Source organism: Rhodanobacter sp. sgz306013 (assembly GCF_057031145.1).
In genome coordinates, this window is the sequence record NZ_JBXCIJ010000002.1 from 880,782 (window position 1) to 898,297 (window position 17,516).

Consider the following 17,516-nt stretch of genomic DNA (forward strand, 5'->3'; position numbering starts at 1 on the left):
GATTCCCCGAGAGCATCCGTCACCGCCTTGCCCTAAGATGAAACCTGAATCCCTCCAAGCAAGCCTGTCGCCATTCGAGGTGGCGAGAGCCATGTCGAGCAGCGAGCCCCAGGCAAGGGATGCGGACTATTGGTCCGCGCAGATGGCGGCGGTGGCGCGGCAACGCGACCGCGACTGTTTCATGCGCATCTACGACCATTTCGCGCCGCGCCTGCGGTTGTACCTCAAGGGTATCGGCTCGCCCGAGGCGGTGGCCGAGGAACTGGCGCAGGAAGCCCTGCTGCGGCTGTGGCAGCGTGCCGCCTCGTATGATGCCGCGCGCAGCAGCTTGTCCACGTGGCTGTTCCGCATCGCGCGCAACCTGCACATCGACCGCGTGCGCCGCGAGCCACGCTGGGTGCCGATGGACGATGAGCCGGGGTGGCCCGACAGGGACGAGGCCAGCGAATCTTCCTCGGCCGAGAGCCACGCCGAGCATGCCGATCTCCAGAACCGCATCGAACGCCTTCCGGCCATCCAGGCCCGACTGATCCGTATGTCCTACTTCGAAGCCAAATCCCACCAGGAGATTGCCGACGAGCTCGGCATGCCCCTGGGCACCGTGAAATCCAGCCTGCGCCGGGCGTTCCTGCGCCTGCAGCTCGGCGTGAGGGGGCAGGCATGAATCCGCGCCATCATCTCGACGAAGCCACCGTGCTCAGCTTCGCCGCTGGCGCGCTGTCGGCGGAGATGGCCGCCGTGGCGGCCACGCACATGGAGGTGTGCCAGCTCTGCCGCGAACGTCTGTCCGATGCCGAACGCATCGGCGGCGCCTTGCTGGGTCAGCAGCAACCTGCCGATGCTGACACCGCGCGCGGCGCCCGGCTGCGCGAGGCGATGCTGGATCTGCTCGACGAGGAGCCGAAGATCGAAGTGCGCCAGGCCGACGCGCCGGTGAAGCCGAGCGATGCCGCGGATTGCCTGCCGCGGCCGCTGCAGCCGTACTTCGGCCGGTCGTGGCGCGCGCTGCGCTGGCGCTGGATGGCGCCCGGCGTGCACATGATCCGGGCCGCGCGCGGTAGCGGCGACACCCTGATCCTGCTCAAGATCGCCCCGGGCAAGAGCATGCCGATGCACAGCCACCAAGGCACCGAGCTCACCCAAATCCTGCAAGGCGCCTACGACGACGCGCTGGGCCACTATGCGCCGGGCGACGTGGCCGACCTGGACAACGAGATCGAACACCAGCCGATCACCGCGCCAGGCGTACCTTGCGTGTGCGTGGCGGCGCTCGATGCGCCGCTGCGCTTCCCTGGCTGGCTGGCGCGCAAGCTGCAGCCGCTGGTGGGTTTGTGACCCTGGCGGGCGCGTACGGCACCGGCGGGCCTTGTATGCGACGGTGATCACCGAAGGAGTCCCCCATGAGCGTTGATGCGAAGTACAAGACCACAGCGACCGCCACCGGAGGCGGCCGCGACGGCAGGACGGCGCTGGCCGACGGCTCGCTGGAGCTGCAGCTCGTCATACCCAGGGAACTGGGCGGTCCGGGCGGAGAGGGTGCGAATCCGGAGAAATTGTTCGCGCTGGGATACTCGGCCTGTTTCCTGGGCGCCATGCGTGTCGCCGCCACCCAACTCAAGAAGAAGGTGCCCGAGGGCACGACCGTCACCGCCACCATCGGCATCGGCCCGCGCTCCGAAGGCGGTTTCGGCATCACGGCGGAACTCGATGCCTACCTGCCAGGCATGGATCACGCCGAAGCCCAGGCGCTGGCGGAGGCGACCCACGGGATCTGCCCCTACTCCAACGCGATCAAGGCCAGCGTGGACATCAAGACCACCACCCGCACCTGAGCCGGCCCGGCGCCGCGCCTCCGTCAATCGCCGACCCTGCGACGGATGGCTTGGTGGCAGATGGATGTCCACCCGCTCCGGGGCGACCTGGGAAATGCCGATAGCCTGCGCGAGGCCGCATCGGCCTCGGATGGCGTCATCCAGCCGGCTTTCATGCACGGGCTGTCCAAGCTGTCACTGGCCAGGCGACTCCATGTGTTTTTTCGGCGGCTGGCGTGCATCCAGCAGAGTCCGATTCGCGTAGGAAGCGGCAACACCTCCCGCGGATTCGGCCGTGCCCTCTGCCTACCTGATCTACGGCGCCACCGGCGGCATTGGATCCTGCTTGGCGCGCATGCTCGCCAGCGAAGGCCATCGGCTCCATCTGGCCGCGAGGGATGCCGCCGGACTGGAGGCGTTGGCCGACGAGCTGGGTGCGGGCTGGACGGCGGCTGACGTGCTCGACGACGACTCTTTCGCCCGCGTGGTGGAGCAGGCGCCACGGGCACTGGATGGCCTGGTGTACGCCGTGGGCAGCATCAACCTCCGGCCGTTGCCGCGGATCACGGCGGCTGACCTGGAGCGCGACTATCGCCTGAACGCCGCTGGCGCCGCGCTTGCGATCCAGGCGGCGCTGCCGGCCCTGCGGGCCAGTGGCGCCGGCGCGTCGGTGGTCCTGTTTTCCTCGGTGGCCGCCGCGCGGGGTTTTCCATCGCACGGTTCCATCGGCATGGCCAAGGCGGCGGTGGAAGGGCTGACGCGGTCCTTGGCCGCCGAACTGGCTCCTGCGATTCGCGTGAACGCAATCGCGCCGTCCCTCACCCAGACGCCGTTGACAGCCAACATGGTTTCCAGCCCCAGGCTGCGCGACGCCATCGCAGCCATGCATCCGCTGGCGCGGCTGGGGCAGCCGGAGGATGCCGCGCATCTGGCCGCATTCCTGCTATCACCACGCGCGGACTGGATCACCGGGCAGGTCGTGGGCCTGGACGGCGGCCGCGGCGCGATCGCATCGAACTAGGACGCATCCGGTGCCTTGCATGCGCAGCAAAAGGGACCTCCCCGACAAACCTTGCGCGGTGTGCGGGCGCCGCTTCACCTGGCGGCGAAAATGGTCGCGTGACTGGGAAAGCGTGAAGTACTGTTCGCGACGCTGTCGCGGTCGAGCCTGAGGCTGCACATGGCACCGAATATTCTGCTGGTGGGTGCGACGGGACTGGTCGGGCAGGGCGTGCTCAAGGTATTGCTGCGGGATGCCGGGTTGCCGCAGGTGACGGTGCTGGTGCGCCGCCCGTTGCCTGCCGCGCCATCCCGGGTTCGCGTCATGCAGGTCCCGGAGTTCTCGGCCACCGCGCTGGAGCGGCTGGATCTGCGCGGCTTCGACGCCTGTCTCTACTGCGCCGGCCCGCTGCCGCTGCTGCTGTCCGAGGCGGCCTACCGGGAAGCAACCGTCGGAGTGCTCGAACGCGTGTCGACGGCGTATGCCAAGGCCAATCCCGCCGGCTATCTGATCTACGTTTCCGGCGCGGCTGCCGACGCCGGCAGCCGCTGGATGCCTCTGCGCGTCAAAGGGCAGGCGGAGGCGGTACCCGGCCGTGCCGGGCTAGCGTCCACCTGCCTGCGGCCGGGCGGGATCCGGCCGACCCAGGGCGAGTGTTCGCCCCACCGTTTCCGCCGCGTTGTCTACACGTTAGTGGCACCCGCGTTGGCATTGGCGCAGAAGCTGATGCCGGGAAGCTTCACCACGACCGAGGCGGTAGGAAGCTGCATGCTGGCCCTGGTCCGTTCCGGGCCGCCGCATCCGCCGATCGTCGAGAACCGGCAGATCGCCGAATTCGCATCGCGGTGACGCCGACGGCGGCGCCAGTCACGCCCCGTGCCTGGGCAACAGGCTGAGGAACTCCCTGCGCAGCGAGGGATCGCCGAGGAAGGCCCCGCGCATCACGCTGTTGGTCATGCGGGCCTCGTCGTCTTTCACGCCGCGCCAGTGCATGCAGTAGTGGTCAGCCTCCATGACCACGGCGATGCCGTCGGGCTGCAGCCGCTGTTCCAGCAGGTTGGCGATCTGGCTGACGGCTTCTTCCTGGATCTGCGGACGGCCCATCACCCACTCCACCAGCCGCGCGTACTTGGAAAGACCGATGAGATTGGAGCCGGCATTGGGCAGCACGCCTATCCATACGCGCCCCATGATCGGGCAAAGATGGTGCGAGCAGGCGCTGCGCACCCGCAGGGGCCCGACCACCATGAGCTCGTTCAGGCGCTCCGCGTTGGGAAACTCCGTGACCGCGGGCGGCGGCTGGTAGCGCCCGGCGAATACCTCCCGCATGAACATCTTGGCGAGCCGGCGCGCGGTGTCCCGGGTGTTGTGGTCGTGCTCCACGTCGATCACCAGGGCGGCCAGCAGCGCCTGCGCCTTGCAGGCGACCTCCTGCTCGATCGCCTCGAGCTCACCGGCTTCCAGCCAGTCAGCGATGTTGTCGTTGGCATGGAACCGCACGCCCGCGGCGCGCAGCCGGTCGCCGACGCGCTGCGAAACGGAAGCGGCTGGCAGCTGCGAGACGCGCGGGATGTTCGGCATCGGCGTGGACATGGTTTTCCTCGGTCGCTTGGGGGTGTGCCCCCGATGCACGTACGGATCGGTGGCGTGTCCTTCATACGCGCAGGAGCGCGCGCCGGATTCCCGTCGAGCGAATGGCGGTCACAATTCGTCCAGGCGGGACAACAAGGCCCCGGCGCGGGCACGAAGCGAATCGAGTTGCGCCGGGGAGGCGCGCTCCAGTTGCCGGTAAGGCATGGCCAGGCGCGGGTTGCCGGCCAGCCGCTGCCGCTCGCGGGCAAGAAAATCCCAGTAGAGCGCATTGAACGGGCAGGCCCGCTGGCTGGTGCGTTCGTCGGGCCGGTAGCGGCACTGCGTGCAGTAATCGCTCATCCGATGGATGTAGGCGGCGGCCGAGACATAAGGCTTGGTGGCCAGCAGGCCGCCGTCGGCGAACTGGCTCATGCCCAGGGTGTTGGGCATTTCCACCCACTCGAAGGCGTCGATGTAGATGCCGAGATACCAGCGGTGCACCTGCTGCGGATCCAGCCCGGCCAGCAGCGCGAAATTTCCGGTCAGCATCAGCCGCTGGATGTGGTGGGCATGGGCGTGTTCCAGCGACTGCGTGATCGCCTGGCGCAGGCAGTTCATGTGCGTGTCGCCGTTCCAGAACCACGCGGGCAGATCGCGGCGGTGGTCGAAATGGTTGCCTTCGGCGTACGCCGGCATGCGCGCCCAGTAGACGCCGCGCACATACTCGCGCCAGCCGAGAATCTGGCGGATGAAGCCTTCGACCGCGGGCAGCGGCGAGCGGCCTTCGCGCCAGCAGGACTCGGCGCGGTCGATCACCTCGCGCGGCGAGAGCATCTTGACGTTGAGCGCGAAGGAAAGCAGCGAGTGGAACAGCCGGATCGCCTGTCCGCTCATGGCGTCCTGGTAGTCGCCGAAACGCGGCAGCGCCTCGTCCAGGAAGGCATCGAGCTGCTGCAGGGCCTCGTCCCGGTTCAGCGGCCAGCGCAGCGCTTCGGCGTGAGGCGCGCCGAAACTCTTCACGCCGGCGGCGGTGATGCGCTCCCACAACGCGCGATGGTCGTGCGACGGCCGCGCATCCGGCGGTTCGGCGGGGTCACCTGGCCAGCGCTTGCGATTCTCGGCGTCGAAGTTCCAGCGCCCGCCCGCGGGAGCGCCTTGCGGATCGATCAGCACCCGGTGCTTCGCCCGCATGTGCCGGTAGAACGGCTCCATTCTCCAGCGTTTCCGCACGCCGAAAAATTCCGCGGCTTCGTCGCGCCGGGTCAGGAAGTGCTCGCTGTCCAGCATGCGGGCCGGGATGTGCAACTGTTGCGCGTACTCCGCCAGTTGCGCATCCAGGCGCCACTCGTCGGGCGCCTGGTACTCGAACGTGGTGACCTGGCATTGCCCGATGAGCCGGTCGAGGTTGCCCGGGATGGATTGCAGGTTTTCGGGGTCGTCGATCGCGAGATAGTGCACGCGGTGCCCGGCCTCGGACAGGCGCCGGGCGAAGTCGCGCATGGCGGCGAAGATCGCCAGGATCTTCTGCGCGTGGTGCAGCACGTAATCCGTTTCCTGGCGAACCTCCATGAACGCGTAGAGCACGTCCGGGTCGACGCCCGCGAACCACGAGTGCGCGGGGTTCAACTGGTCGCCGAGCAGCAGACGCAGCATGGTCATCGTGGTTCGCCGCAGGCTTCAGCCGTCGAAGCGGCCGGACGCTTCGGTACGCGCTCCGGACAGGCGCGCTGCCGCCAGGGCCGCCACCGCCACCGCTGCCGCGAGCGCCAGGGCCACCCATGCCGCGGCGTGCGCGCCGGCAAGTCCCGAGCCGTGCTGCTTGACGTACACGCCAACCAACCCCCACAGAACGGCCAGTGCGTACCAGGGGTTGCCGGACATGCGGGCGACCGCGGTCAGTACCAGTACCGCGGACAGCGCGAACAACCCCAGTGTCCAGGGCAGCATGTGGCCGGTCGGGAGCAGCCGGAAGGCCACGATCACCTGGGCCAGGTTGAGGAACACCGCCAGCGAAACCCAGCCGGCATGCAGCGACAGCGGCACCCATTGCCACCATGGGCCGCGTCCGTGCAGCGCGGTACGGGAAACCTGCCACGCGGCGGAAAGCAGGCAGGCCAGGCTGCACCAGATGATGGCCAGCGCCAGCCAGAACCACTGCAGCGAAAACACGATCATCCACAGCGAAGTCAGCGCGAAACCTGCCGCCGCCAGTGGGCGGATGCGCCGCAGCGCCGGGCGGGCCTGGCGGACGAAGCACTGCCGCGTGCCGTAGATCACATCGAGCACGAAGATCGGGCCCCAGATCGCGAAGGCATAGCCCGCGGCCACGATCAAGGTCGGGTAACGGTCGGAAATCGCGCCGTTGGTCGGTCCGAACATGCCGCTGTTGGACAGCCAGGCGACCACCGGCATGGCCCACGCCAGGAGTGCGACCAGCACTTTCACGGGCAGGTTCCGGCAAAGGTCCGGCTGTCCGCGGCCTGCTCGGGCCAGCGCTGCGGCGCCTTCTGGATCTTCGCGATGTCGTAGCCCATGCCCCTGGCCCGATCCAGCATCGCCTTGTAATCGGTATCTGACACCTGCGGCGTGCGTGCCATGTACCAGAGGTAGTCGCGTGCATCGCGCACCACCATCACCTGGCTGTAATCCGGTTTCAGCCAGCCGACCAGGTACTGGGTGCTCAGGAAGGCGAAAAAGCGCACGCGCCACTCGCCATTGCCGCTGCCCTTGACCACGCTGGCCGTCGAGTGGAGCAGCTTCACCGGCGCATCGAAACTGCCGCGGCGCTGGCGGAACCAGGTGCAGATCGTGCCGTCCGCGTTCCGGCTGTAGGTCTCCACCGGGTTGTGGCCGCCACGCTCGAAGCGGGTGGGAATGGAGGCGATCACGTACCAGCGACCCATGTAGCGGGACAGGTCCACGTCGCGTACCGGCTGGATCGGATCGGCCGCGCCCGCGCAGGCAGCCAGCGACAGCATGCCCAGCAGGGTCAGGGCGGTCAGGGTTCGCATGCGTTTCACGTGGGGCACCGGGCGTTGCGCGGCAGGATCAGCCGCCTGCCGGTGCATACGTAAAAAGGGTTGGATCGGATGCCATCCCGTGGACGTCTTGCTCAGCGGGACGGCAGCGCCTGCCACGCGCCCAGCGCTGCCTCGCGCGTGGCGCCGACGTCCACCATGGGTGCGGGATAGCCGCAGGCAGCGAGCGCCCGCGGGTCGCGCCATGGCTCATGCAACAACCTGGCGGGCAGCGTGGCCAGTTCGGGCAGCCAGCGCTTGAGATAAGCCGCGTCCGGGTCGAATTTCGCCGCCTGCGTATACGGGTTGAACACGCGGAAATACGGCGCGGCGTCGGCGCCGCAACCGGCGACCCACTGCCAGCCCAGTGTGTTGTTGGCGAGGTCCGCGTCCACCAGCGTGTCCCAGAACCAGCGTGCGCCATGGTGCCAGTGCTGGCGCAGGTTCTTGGTGAGGAAACTGGCCGCGACCATGCGCACGCGGTTGTGCATCCAGCCGGTGTGCCACAGCTCGCGCATGCCGGCGTCCACCAGCGGAATGCCGGTGCGGCCGCGCTGCCAGCGGCGCAAGGCGTCTTCATCGTCGTCGGCCCAGCGGAAGGCGTCGAAGCGCGGGTTGAAGTTTTCCGTGGGCGTGGCGGGAAAGTGGTAGAGCAGGTGATGGGCGAACTCGCGCCAGCCCAGTTCGCGCAGGTAGGGTTCGAGATCGGGCCGGCGTCGCGCATCGAGGCGTGCGGCGCGCGCCTGCAAGGTGTGCAGGATCTGGCGCGGCGTGATCTCGCCGAAGTGCAGGTGCGGTGAAAGGCGCGACGTGCCGTGGCGTGCGGGCAGGTCGCGGCCGTCCGCGTAGCCGGCCAGCGCGTCGTCGGCGAAAACCTCCAGTAGTTCCCGGGCGCCGGCTTCGCCGGGCTGCCAGCTCGCAGCCAGTCCCCCGGCCCAGGGAATGCGCGGCAGCAGGGCTAGCGCCTCCAGCGGGAGGCTGCCGGGCAGCTGCAGCCATTGCCGTGCACGCGCCTCGGGCAGCGGGGCCTCGTTCTGCAGCTGTGCGCGCAGCTTGCGCCAGTAGGGCGTGAACACGCGGTAGGGCTGGCCTTCCGCCGTGGCCAGCTGCCAGGGCTCGCACCACAGATTGCCGGGATGGCTGTGCACGGTAATGCCGTCGCTGCGCAGCGCAGTCTTGAGTGCGGTGTCCTGGGCGATCGCGACCGGCTCGTAGCGGCGGCTCCAGTACACCGCCGCGGCGCCGCTGGCGCCGATCAGCGCACGCAGCGCCGGCAGGCTGTCGCCCTGCGTGACGTGCAGGTCGGCGCCTTGCGCCGCTAGGCGTTGCCGCAAGGCTTCGAGCGAGTGGTGCAACCACCAGCGGCTGGCCGCGCCGGCTTGCCACGGCGCCTCCTCGTGCGGGGCGTGCAGGTACACCGGCAGCACACGATCGTGCGCGGCGCAGGCTGCGGCGAGCGCGGGCTGGTCGGCCAGGCGCAGGTCGCGGCGGAACAACAGCAGCGCGGTGCTCATGCAACGGCACCCCGCCGCGCGGGCGGCGTTGCGCGGCTTGATCGCGTGGGGCAGAAGCGTTGCGTCGGCATGGCGGGCGCCTGGAGTGACCAGGACTTCTACGCGGCAAGACCCGAAATGGATGCCATTTGACGCTCAGGGCGCGGCAACGCGGGACGCCTCGCGCGCGGCAAGCCTCGCGCGGATCTCCGGGATCGCCGCCAGCGCGGCCCTTTCGCCGGCGAGGATGGCCAGGTTCTTCTGCTCGAAGTCGGCGGGGCCGATGCCGCTGAGGTCGGGCCGGATCACCACGTCGGCGCGGGCGATCTCCTGCCTGGCCAATTGCCGGCCCATGATGGTGATCGACTGGCCCACGATGTTCAGCATGCCCTGCGGGTTGCCGCCGTCGGGCCGGGCGGAGATGTCCACCGCGATCACGAAATCCGCGCCGAGCTGGCGCGCGGCATCCACCGGGATCGGGCTCACCACCCCGCCGTCGACATAGTGCCTGCCGCCGATCGCCACCGGCTCGAACACGCCGGGCACGCTGCAGGAGGCGCGCACCGCCTCGCCGGTGTTGCCGCGCACGAACACGGTGCGCCGGCCGGTTTCCAGTTCGGTGGCCACCGCGGCGAATGGCAGCTTGAGCCGCTCCATTGGCTGGTGGTCCACTTGCTGGTTCACGTAATCCTCCAGCGCCTTGCCCTGGACCAGGCCACCCGAAAACAGCCGCACGTCGCGGATCTTCGCCTCGTCGAGGCCGAACGCGACCTGCTGCATCTGGAATGCGTCCATGCCGCTGGCGTACAGCGCGCCCACCACGCTGCCGGCGCTGGTGCCGGCCACCACGTCGGGATGGATGCCGCTGGCCTCCAGCATCTTGATCACGCCGATGTGCGCGAAGCCCTTCGCCGCGCCGCCGCCCAGGGCGAGGCCGATCTTCAGCTTCGGCGGTGGTGGCGGGGCAACCGGTGGCGGAGCGGGCCTGGCCGCATGGGTGCAGGCGCCGAGCGCGAGCGTGGCGAGCAGGGGCAGGAGCAGGCGACGGAGGCGCATGGGGATTCAGCAGAAGGAGGGGGGTGCAGCCCGCTTTCCTCCGCCCCTGCAAGCAGGAGGGAGGAAGGGCGTCAGCCGAGCGCGCCGTCGGCCTCGCGGTGGTAGTGCGTGGCGACCTCGATCTCCTGCTTCGAGCCCAGGAATACCGGCACACGCTGGTGCAGGGCGGTCGGCTGCAGGTCGAGGATGCGCTCGCGGCCGGTGCTGGCCGCCCCACCCGCCTGTTCCACGATGAAGGCCATCGGGTTGGCCTCGTACATCAGGCGCAGCTTGCCGGAGCCGCCGTTGGCGGTGATCTTGGCGTCCAGCGGGTAATAGAACACGCCGCCACGGGTGAGGATGCGGTGCACGTCGGCCACCATGGAAGCCACCCAGCGCATGTTGAAATCCTTGCCACGGGGGCCGTCCCTGCCGGCCAGCAGCTCGCCGACGTAGCGCTGCATGGGCGCTTCCCAGTGGCGCTGGTTGGACATGTTGATCGCGAACTCGGCGGTCTGTTCCGGGATGCGGATGTTGCGTCGGCTCAGCACGAAGCTGCCCACCTCGCGGTCCAGCGTGAACTCGTGCGTGCCGTGGCCGAAGGTGAGCACCAGCACGGTGGACGGGCCGTACACCACGTAGCCGGCGGCGAGCTGGGTGGTGCCCGCCTGCAGGAAGTGCTCGGCCTTCGGCTCCGCCACGTCGTCCGGGCAGCGCAGCACCGAGAAGATGGTGCCCACCGACACGTTCACGTCGATGTTCGAGCTGCCGTCCAGCGGGTCGAACAGCAGCAGGTGCTGGCCCTTGGGGTACATGTCGGGGATCGGCTGCGGGTCCTCCATCTCCTCCGAGGCGCAGGCGGCCAGGTGGCCGCCCCAGGCGTTCGCCTCCAGCAGGATCTCGTTGGAGATCACGTCCAGCTTCTTCTGCGCCTCGCCCTGCACGTTGTCGGTGCCGGCATTGCCCAGTACGCCGCCCAGCGCGCCCTTGTTCACCGCCACCGCGATGCGCTTGCAGGCGCGCGCCACCACCTCGATCAGCAGGGAGAGTTCGGCGTTGATATGGCCGGCGCGGCGTTCCTCGATCAGGAACTGGATCAGCGAGACGGGCTTCATGGCGGGTCCGTGGCGGAAAAGAACCGCCATTCTCCCGGCCCAGCCTGAACAGTTCCAGCCCGGCTGCTGACATCACGATGGCAGCAGGGGGCGGGCAAGCTGCACCTCCAACACGGAGGGAACGACATGCGCGACACGGTTTATTTCCTGGTCTTCGACGGCTACGCCGACTGGCAGGCCGCGCTGGCCCTGTGCGAGATCCGCCGCCCGGGCGACTGGCGGGTGCAGACGGTCGGCTTCTCGACGGCGCCGATGCTGTCGATGGGCGGCCTCACGGTGCAGCCCGAGCTGAGCCTGGCCCAGCTGGACCTCCACCGGGTGGCGCTGCTGATCCTGCCCGGCGGCCACCTGTGGAGCCGTGGCGGCGGCCTGGCCGCGGTGGCCGCCGCGCGCCGCGTGCACGCGGCCGGCGCCCCGGTGGCCGGCATCGACGGCGGCGTGCTGGCGCTGGCCCGCGCCGGCCTGCTCGACCACTGCCGGCACACCGGCAACCATGCCGGCCACATCGCCACCCACGTACCCGGCTACCGCGGCGCCGACCAGTACGACGCCTCGGTGCTGGCGGTGAGCGACGGCGGCACGCTCACCGCCAGCCAGCTCGGCAGCGTGGAGTTCGCGCGCGAGGTGATCCGCACGCTGGACCTCTACAACGCCAGCGACCGCGAACACTGGTATCGCCTCTACAAGCACGCCCTGCCGCCACCGTGGCTGGCGGCTCCCGCCGCCGCCGCGGCCTGAGCCGATGGCGTGGCTCGTGCGCCGGCGCGTCAGCGCGGCTTCGATCCGGTCCCTCTTCCGGGGAGGCAACCCGACCCGGCGGGTTCAACCGCGGCCATCCGTGGCCGCACTTTTCAAGCAAGGCTCACCCCATGACCCGTAAATCCATGCTCGACCGCGTGCTGATGGCCTACCGGCCGCTGTACCTGCGGGGCCTGCTGCTGGACGGTCGGCAGCGCTTGCCGACGGAGCTTGCACGGGAAGGTGGGCAGCATCGTCCCGCGGATCGTCGTCATCGCCTCGTTCTGGTGGCGTTGACCGGCCTTCGCCACATCTTGTCGTCCCTCCGGAACCCGCGATGACCAAGAAGACCTATCACGGCAGCTGCCACTGCGGCGCGGTGCGCTACGAGGCCGATCTCGACCTCGCCGCCGGCACCGGGCGCTGCAACTGCTCGATCTGCACCAAGACGCGCAACTGGGGCATCACCATCAAGCCGCAGGACTTCCGGCTGCTCGCCGGCGAGGACGCGCTGTCCGACTACCAGTTCGGCACGCGGAGTGCGCATCACCTGTTCTGCCGCCATTGCGGCGTGCGTCCGTTCGGGCGCGGCTACGTGGAGCAGATCGGCGGCGACTACGTCTCGGTCAACCTCGCCTGCCTCGACGACGTCGAGCCGGAGGAATTGATAGCCGCGCCGCTGCGCTGGTGCGACGGCCGCGCCGACAACTGGATGAACCCGCCCGCCGAGACGCGGCATCTCTGATTCCCGAGGCAACGTCATGACCGCAGACATCACCTTCTTCCATGCCCCGAACAGCCGTTCCGGCGGGACCCGTGCCCTGCTGGAAGAGCTGGGCGCGCCCTACGAGCTGCACGTGCTCAACCTCAAGGAAGGCACCCAGCGCCGGCCCGAATACCTGGCGATCAACCCGATGGGCAAGGTGCCGGCGATCCGCCATGGCGACGCGCTGGTCACCGAGCAGCCGGCGGTGTTCCTGTACCTTGCGGACCTGTTTCCGGAAAAAGGCCTGGCGCCGCCGATCGGCGATCCGCTGCGCGGGCCTTATCTGCGCTGGATGGTGTACTACGGTTCGTGCTTCGAACCGGCCCTGGTCGACAAGGCCATGCAGCGCGAGGCGGCGGCGCCCTCGACCTGCCCCTACGGCGATTTCGACACCATGCTGAAAACGCTCACCGACCAGCTGGCGCAGGGACCGTACCTGCTGGGCGAGCGTTTCACCGCGGCCGATGTGCTGTGGGGCGGCGCGCTGAACTGGACCACGAAGTTCGGGCTGGTGCCGGAGACACCGGTGATCCGCGCCTACGTCGACCGCGTGCTCGCGCGCCCGGCGATGCAGCGCGCTGCCGCGGCCGACGCCGCGTTGGCTGCGGCACAGCAGGGCTGAATCATGGGCAGCCGGGCCACGCAGCGGGCCGTCGCTTGGCCGCGGCGCCGCAGTGACTTGTGTCGCAGGCGCTGCGACCCGGTTCGCGGCATCATGCGCGGATGCGCCGCGCCGACCGCCTGTTCCTCATCATCCACGCCCTGCGTGGCCGGCGCACCGCACTGCCCGCGCGCAACCTCGCCGAGACGCTGGGCGTGTCGCTGCGTACCGTCTACCGCGACGTGGCCGACCTGCAGCTCTCCGGCGTGCCGATCGAAGGCGAGGCGGGCGTGGGCTACGTGCTGCGCAAGGGTTCGGATATCCCGCCGCTGATGTTCAACGCCGACGAACTCGAATCGCTGGTGGTCGGCACGCGCTTCGTGCGCGCGTTCGCGGGCGACCGGCTGGCCGCCGGCGCGCAGGCCGCGCTCCTGAAGATCGAGGCGGTGCTGCCGATCGAGTTGCGCGAGCGCGCCGCCCGCACGCGTATCTACGCGCCGGTATGGCGCGACCGGGGCCGGGCCGATTTCGCGATGCTGATCGACCGCCTGCATGCGGCCATCGCGGCGAACCAGGTGTTGCGGCTGGACTACCGCGACGAGGGCGGCCAACCCAGCCTGCGCGAGGTGGAGCCGCTGTGCCTCGCGTTCTGGGGCGGCAAGTGGACGTTGGGTGCGTGGTGCCGGTTGCGGCAGGACTTCCGCAACTTCCGTCCTGACCGTATCCACGCCAGCGAGGCCACCGGCGAGGTCTTCGCGGAAGTGCCCGGCCGCGGCCTCGACGACTACCTGCGCGCGGTGGGCGGCAGCCAGGTGGGCATGAGCTGAGCGGCGTCGCCGCCCGGCCGAGGGCGGGATGCATTTGCCCGCAAAGCGGCTACGCTTTGCGCATGCGGCGCTTCGCACTTTCATCGTCTGTTACCGCAGCCCTGGTGGCGGCGCTGCTGTTTGGCGCCAGCATGCCGCTGGCCAAGCAGCTGCTGCGCGATGTGTCGCCGCTGCTGCTGGCGGGCCTGCTCTACCTCGGCAGCGGCGTCGGCCTGATGCTGCTCCGGCTGGTCCGCGACCGTGGCTGGCGCCTGCCGGCCATGGCCGGCAGCGAGCGCCTGTGGTTGCTGCTGGCGATTGTCTTCGGCGGCGTGCTGGGGCCGCTGCTGCTGATGCTGGGACTGGCGCGCAGCGAAGCGGCCGCCGCCTCGCTGCTGCTGAACCTGGAGGCGGTATTGACCGCGCTGCTGGCGTGGATCGTGTTCCGCGAAAACGCCGATCGGCGCGTCATGCTCGGCATGGCGCTGATCGTGGCCGGCGCCGTGCTGCTGGTCTGGCCGGGCCGCCTGCCGTCCGCGGCGCCGGGCCGGGGCGCACCGCTGATTGCGCTGGCCTGCCTGTGCTGGGCACTGGACAACAACCTCACGCGCAAGGTGTCGGACTCGGACGCCCTGTTCATCGCCGCGCTGAAGGGGCTGGTCGCCGGCATCGTCAACGTCGCACTGGCTTGCGTGCTCGGTGCCCGCCTGCCGGCGGCCGCCACGGTCGCGGCGGCGATGGCGACCGGCCTGCTTGGCTACGGCGCCAGCCTGGTGCTGTTCGTGCTGGCACTGCGCGGCCTGGGGGCGGCGCGCACCGGCGCGTATTTCTCGACGGCGCCCTTCCTCGGCGCCGCGATTGCGATCCTGGTCTTCGGCGAGCACGCGGCGCCGATGTTCTGGCTGGCAGCGGTGCTGATGGGCGCCGGCGTGTGGCTGCACCTCACCGAGCGCCACGAGCACGTGCACACCCACGAGGCGCTCACGCACACCCATCGCCACGTGCACGACGAGCACCACCAGCATACGCACGACTTCGACTGGGACGGGCGCGAGCCGCACACCCATGAGCACACCCACGCGCCGATCACCCATTCGCACCCGCACTATCCGGACATCCATCACCAGCACAGGCATCGCTGAGCGCCGGTGCGGCGACAACGCATCCGCCCGCCCCGGCTTCGGTTGCCTCCGCTGCGCGCACACGCTGGCTTGACCCCGGGGGTGCACGGCCCTGCTAGGCTGCGCCACGCCATCCGCCCACGGGAGCCATCCATGTCGAGAGGTGTGCACCATCCGCTGCTGTCGATCGCCCCGGCCAGGCTGCGGCCGACCCAGGTCACCGTTGGCAAGGCCGAGGTGGCCGGCAAGCGCGCGGAGTGGGAGCGGCTCGGCCGCAAGAAGCGCAAGGAACTTCTGGCGTCGCACTGGTTCCCGGGCGTACTGGGACCGAAGCGGCGTGTCTACATCGTCGATCACCACCATCTTGGCCTGGCGCTGCTGGAGGAGGGCGTGAAGACCGTGCCGGTGATGATCCAGCGCGACTTCTCGTGGCTGGAGCCGGAGGTGTTCTGGCGCGTCATGGAGTTCAACCGCTGGGCGCACCCCTATGACAGGAACGGCCGCCGAACCGATTACACGGCGATTCCGGCCGGTCTCGACGAGCTGGCCGACGACCCGTACCGCACGCTCGCCGCGCGCGTGCGCTCGGCCGGCGGCTGCGCCAAGGACGCCGAGCCCTACGCCGAGTTCCTGTGGGCGGACTTCTACCGTCGCCGGATGAAGCTGGCCGGCGGCCGCATCAGCGCCAAGGCGATGCAGGAGGCGTTGCTGCTCGCGCACAGCCACGAGTCCGCGTACCTGCCGGGCTGGAGCGGCGCGACCGAATGAACGCGGCGCCGCCGGTCGCTCCCGCCACGGGTGCCGCGCACGGCGCCGACGTGCTGGCGGGGCTGGCGATCGCCGGCCTGCTGCTGCCCGAGGCGGTGGCGTACTCCGGCATCGCCGGGCTGCCGCCGCAAGCCGGCGTGATCGCGCTGTTCGCCGGCCTGGCCTGCTACGGCCTGCTCGGCCGCAGCCGCTACGCGATCGTCTCGGCCACCTCGTCCTCGGCGGCGGTGCTCGCCGCCGGCACGCTGGCGCTGGCCGGTGCGGACGGCGCCGCGCGTGCCGCGGTGGCGGCCACCCTGGTGCTGCTCACCGGCGGCTGCTTCCTGGTCGCCGGCGTGGCGCGGCTTGGCGGGCTGTCGCACCTGATCGCGCGGCCGGTGCTGCGCGGCTTCACCTTCGGCCTGGCCTGCGTGATCGCGCTGAAGCAGGTGCCGAACCTCAGCGGCCTGCCGGACCTGCACGGCGACTTCGTGCCGTTCCTGCTGATGGACTTGCTGCGCGCCGCCGGCGGCCTGAATCCGGCCGCGCTGGGCGCGGGCGTGGCGGCGCTGCTGCTGCTGTTCCTCGCCGAGCGGCTGCGGCGGGTGCCGGGCAGCCTGCTGGTGATCGTGCTGGGCGTGGCCGCGTCCGGTTGGCTGGCCCGTCACGGCGTGGCGCTGACCGGCGCGATCGATCTCATCCCTGCCTGGACGCTACCCGCGTGGCCCCGGCCCGACCAGTGGCTGCCCAGCGTGGAGCTGGCCGCGGCGGTGCTGCTGGTGCTCTATGCCGAATCCTACGGCTCGATCCGCGCGTTCGCCTTGAAGCATGGCGATCCGGTGCAACCCAATCGCGACCTGCTGGTGCTGGGCCTGGCGAACGCGCTGTCCGGGTTGCTGCACGGCATGCCGGTGGGCGCGGGCTATTCGGGCACCTCGGCGAACGAGGCGGCCGGTGCGCACTCGCGGCTGGCCGGGCTGGTGGCGGCGGCGACCCTGTTGGTGCTGGTGCTTTTGCTGCTGCGCTGGATCGAGCGCATCCCGGAACCGGTGCTGGCGGCGATCGTGATCCACGCGGTGAGCAAGTCGTGGCGGCTGTCGGTGTTCCGGCCCTACCTGCAATGGCGGCGCGACCGCCTGGTGGCGCTGGCGGCGGTGCTCGCGGTGCTGGCGCTGGGCATTCTCGACGGCCTGCTGGCGGCGATCGCCTTCAGCCTGGTGATGCTGATCCGCCAGCTCGCCATGCCGCGGCTCAGTGAACTGGGGCGCTTGCCCGGCAGCCACGATTTCGTGGCCCTCGCCGAACATCCGGACGCCCGTTCGCCGGCCGGCCTGCTGATCCTGCGCCCGGAAGAGCCGCTGTTCTTCGCGAACGCGGAGAGCGTGCTGGCGCTGGCGCGGCAACGGGTGGAAAGCCGCGCGGATTGCCACACCGTGGTGCTCAGCCTGGAGGAGTCGCCGGACCTGGACGGCACGGCGCTGGAGGCATTGGCGGATTTCGCGGCGTGGCTGGGCGGCCGGAACACGCCGCTGCGCGTGGCACGGCTGAAGGATGGCGTGCGCCAGCTGCTGCTGCGCGCGGCGCTGCCCCAGCTTCCGCCACAGGCGCTGGATTACTGGAGCGTGGAAGATGCCGCCGGGGCGGCCGTTCCGGCGCCGCCATCGATGGAGGCATCGCAGCAGTGAAGATCAGCA

21 protein-coding genes are annotated in these 17,516 nt (G+C 69.9%); 14 read left to right on the forward strand and 7 right to left on the reverse strand.

Going from position 1 to position 17,516, the window contains the following annotated elements; translation table 11 throughout:
• The first annotated feature begins 91 nt into the window (after positions 1-91).
• The 6 genes from AC2EWF_RS08790 (at position 92) to AC2EWF_RS08815 (ending at position 3,660) form a co-directional block, all read left to right on the forward strand.
• Positions 92-664 (forward strand): sigma-70 family RNA polymerase sigma factor, encoded by a 573-nt coding sequence (locus AC2EWF_RS08790; protein ID WP_483638978.1) that lies wholly within the window; start codon positions 92-94, stop codon positions 662-664.
• On the forward strand, positions 661-1,335 hold the full coding sequence (locus AC2EWF_RS08795; protein WP_483638979.1) for a ChrR family anti-sigma-E factor: 675 nt from the start codon (positions 661-663) through the stop codon (positions 1,333-1,335). Before AC2EWF_RS08790 ends, AC2EWF_RS08795 begins: the two co-directional genes overlap by 4 nt.
• A gap of 65 nt (positions 1,336-1,400) precedes the next feature.
• A complete protein-coding gene (locus AC2EWF_RS08800) occupies positions 1,401-1,832 on the forward strand; it encodes an organic hydroperoxide resistance protein (RefSeq protein ID WP_483638980.1) in 432 nt (143 codons plus the stop codon).
• A 274-nt stretch (positions 1,833-2,106) separates the two neighbouring features.
• Positions 2,107-2,832 carry an SDR family NAD(P)-dependent oxidoreductase gene (locus tag AC2EWF_RS08805; RefSeq protein ID WP_483638981.1) on the forward strand — a complete coding sequence of 242 codons (726 nt, stop codon included), beginning with the start codon at positions 2,107-2,109 and terminating at the stop codon, positions 2,830-2,832.
• Positions 2,833-2,851: 19 nt separating this feature from the next.
• Entirely contained in the window at positions 2,852-2,983 is a 132-nt protein-coding gene (locus tag AC2EWF_RS08810; protein ID WP_483638982.1) for a DUF2256 domain-containing protein, read from the forward strand.
• Positions 2,984-3,042: 59 nt separating this feature from the next.
• Positions 3,043-3,660, forward strand: coding sequence for an SDR family oxidoreductase (locus tag AC2EWF_RS08815; protein ID WP_483638983.1), 618 nt, complete (start codon positions 3,043-3,045; stop codon positions 3,658-3,660).
• Between the two features lie 18 nt (positions 3,661-3,678).
• On the opposite strand, the gene folE is transcribed toward AC2EWF_RS08815, so the two are convergent.
• From folE to AC2EWF_RS08850, 7 genes are all read right to left on the reverse strand, one after another.
• Complete coding sequence (gene folE / locus AC2EWF_RS08820; protein ID WP_483638984.1) at positions 3,679-4,404, reverse strand: GTP cyclohydrolase I; 726 nt, start codon at positions 4,402-4,404, stop codon at positions 3,679-3,681.
• Positions 4,405-4,512: 108 nt separating this feature from the next.
• The gene (locus AC2EWF_RS08825) at positions 4,513-6,042 is read right to left on the reverse strand and encodes a cryptochrome/photolyase family protein (protein WP_483638985.1); all 1,530 of its coding nucleotides are present in this window, start codon (positions 6,040-6,042) and stop codon (positions 4,513-4,515) included.
• A gap of 18 nt (positions 6,043-6,060) precedes the next feature.
• Positions 6,061-6,828 (reverse strand): hypothetical protein, encoded by a 768-nt coding sequence (locus tag AC2EWF_RS08830; protein ID WP_483638986.1) that lies wholly within the window; start codon positions 6,826-6,828, stop codon positions 6,061-6,063.
• On the reverse strand, positions 6,825-7,394 hold the full coding sequence (locus AC2EWF_RS08835; protein WP_483639134.1) for a lipocalin family protein: 570 nt from the start codon (positions 7,392-7,394) through the stop codon (positions 6,825-6,827). The genes AC2EWF_RS08830 and AC2EWF_RS08835 overlap by 4 nt, the downstream gene beginning before the upstream one ends.
• A 101-nt stretch (positions 7,395-7,495) precedes the next feature.
• Positions 7,496-8,914 (reverse strand): cryptochrome/photolyase family protein, encoded by a 1,419-nt coding sequence (locus AC2EWF_RS08840; protein ID WP_483638987.1) that lies wholly within the window; start codon positions 8,912-8,914, stop codon positions 7,496-7,498.
• A gap of 135 nt (positions 8,915-9,049) precedes the next feature.
• Positions 9,050-9,949 carry a patatin-like phospholipase family protein gene (locus tag AC2EWF_RS08845; RefSeq protein ID WP_483638988.1) on the reverse strand — a complete coding sequence of 300 codons (900 nt, stop codon included), beginning with the start codon at positions 9,947-9,949 and terminating at the stop codon, positions 9,050-9,052.
• 71 nt (positions 9,950-10,020) lie between these two features.
• Positions 10,021-11,043 carry a class 1 fructose-bisphosphatase gene (locus AC2EWF_RS08850; RefSeq protein WP_483638989.1) on the reverse strand — a complete coding sequence of 341 codons (1,023 nt, stop codon included), beginning with the start codon at positions 11,041-11,043 and terminating at the stop codon, positions 10,021-10,023.
• A 126-nt stretch (positions 11,044-11,169) separates the two neighbouring features.
• Between AC2EWF_RS08850 and AC2EWF_RS08855 the strand changes: the two genes are divergently transcribed.
• From AC2EWF_RS08855 to AC2EWF_RS08890, 8 genes are all read left to right on the forward strand, one after another.
• Positions 11,170-11,781 (forward strand): DJ-1/PfpI family protein, encoded by a 612-nt coding sequence (locus AC2EWF_RS08855; protein WP_483638990.1) that lies wholly within the window; start codon positions 11,170-11,172, stop codon positions 11,779-11,781.
• A 131-nt stretch (positions 11,782-11,912) separates the two neighbouring features.
• Complete coding sequence (locus AC2EWF_RS08860) at positions 11,913-12,122, forward strand: hypothetical protein (RefSeq protein WP_483638991.1); 210 nt, start codon at positions 11,913-11,915, stop codon at positions 12,120-12,122.
• Positions 12,119-12,526 (forward strand): GFA family protein, encoded by a 408-nt coding sequence (locus AC2EWF_RS08865; protein ID WP_483638992.1) that lies wholly within the window; start codon positions 12,119-12,121, stop codon positions 12,524-12,526. The genes AC2EWF_RS08860 and AC2EWF_RS08865 overlap by 4 nt, the downstream gene beginning before the upstream one ends.
• A gap of 16 nt (positions 12,527-12,542) precedes the next feature.
• Entirely contained in the window at positions 12,543-13,169 is a 627-nt protein-coding gene (locus AC2EWF_RS08870) for a glutathione S-transferase family protein (protein ID WP_483638993.1), read from the forward strand.
• A 101-nt stretch (positions 13,170-13,270) separates the two neighbouring features.
• Complete coding sequence (locus AC2EWF_RS08875) at positions 13,271-13,975, forward strand: helix-turn-helix transcriptional regulator (protein ID WP_483638994.1); 705 nt, start codon at positions 13,271-13,273, stop codon at positions 13,973-13,975.
• A gap of 62 nt (positions 13,976-14,037) precedes the next feature.
• Positions 14,038-15,096 carry a DMT family transporter gene (locus tag AC2EWF_RS08880; protein ID WP_483638995.1) on the forward strand — a complete coding sequence of 353 codons (1,059 nt, stop codon included), beginning with the start codon at positions 14,038-14,040 and terminating at the stop codon, positions 15,094-15,096.
• A 132-nt stretch (positions 15,097-15,228) separates the two neighbouring features.
• Entirely contained in the window at positions 15,229-15,843 is a 615-nt protein-coding gene (locus AC2EWF_RS08885) for a ParB-like protein (RefSeq protein ID WP_483638996.1), read from the forward strand.
• Positions 15,840-17,507, forward strand: coding sequence for a SulP family inorganic anion transporter (locus tag AC2EWF_RS08890; RefSeq protein WP_483638997.1), 1,668 nt, complete (start codon positions 15,840-15,842; stop codon positions 17,505-17,507). Before AC2EWF_RS08885 ends, AC2EWF_RS08890 begins: the two co-directional genes overlap by 4 nt.
• Positions 17,508-17,516: the final 9 nt, after the last annotated feature.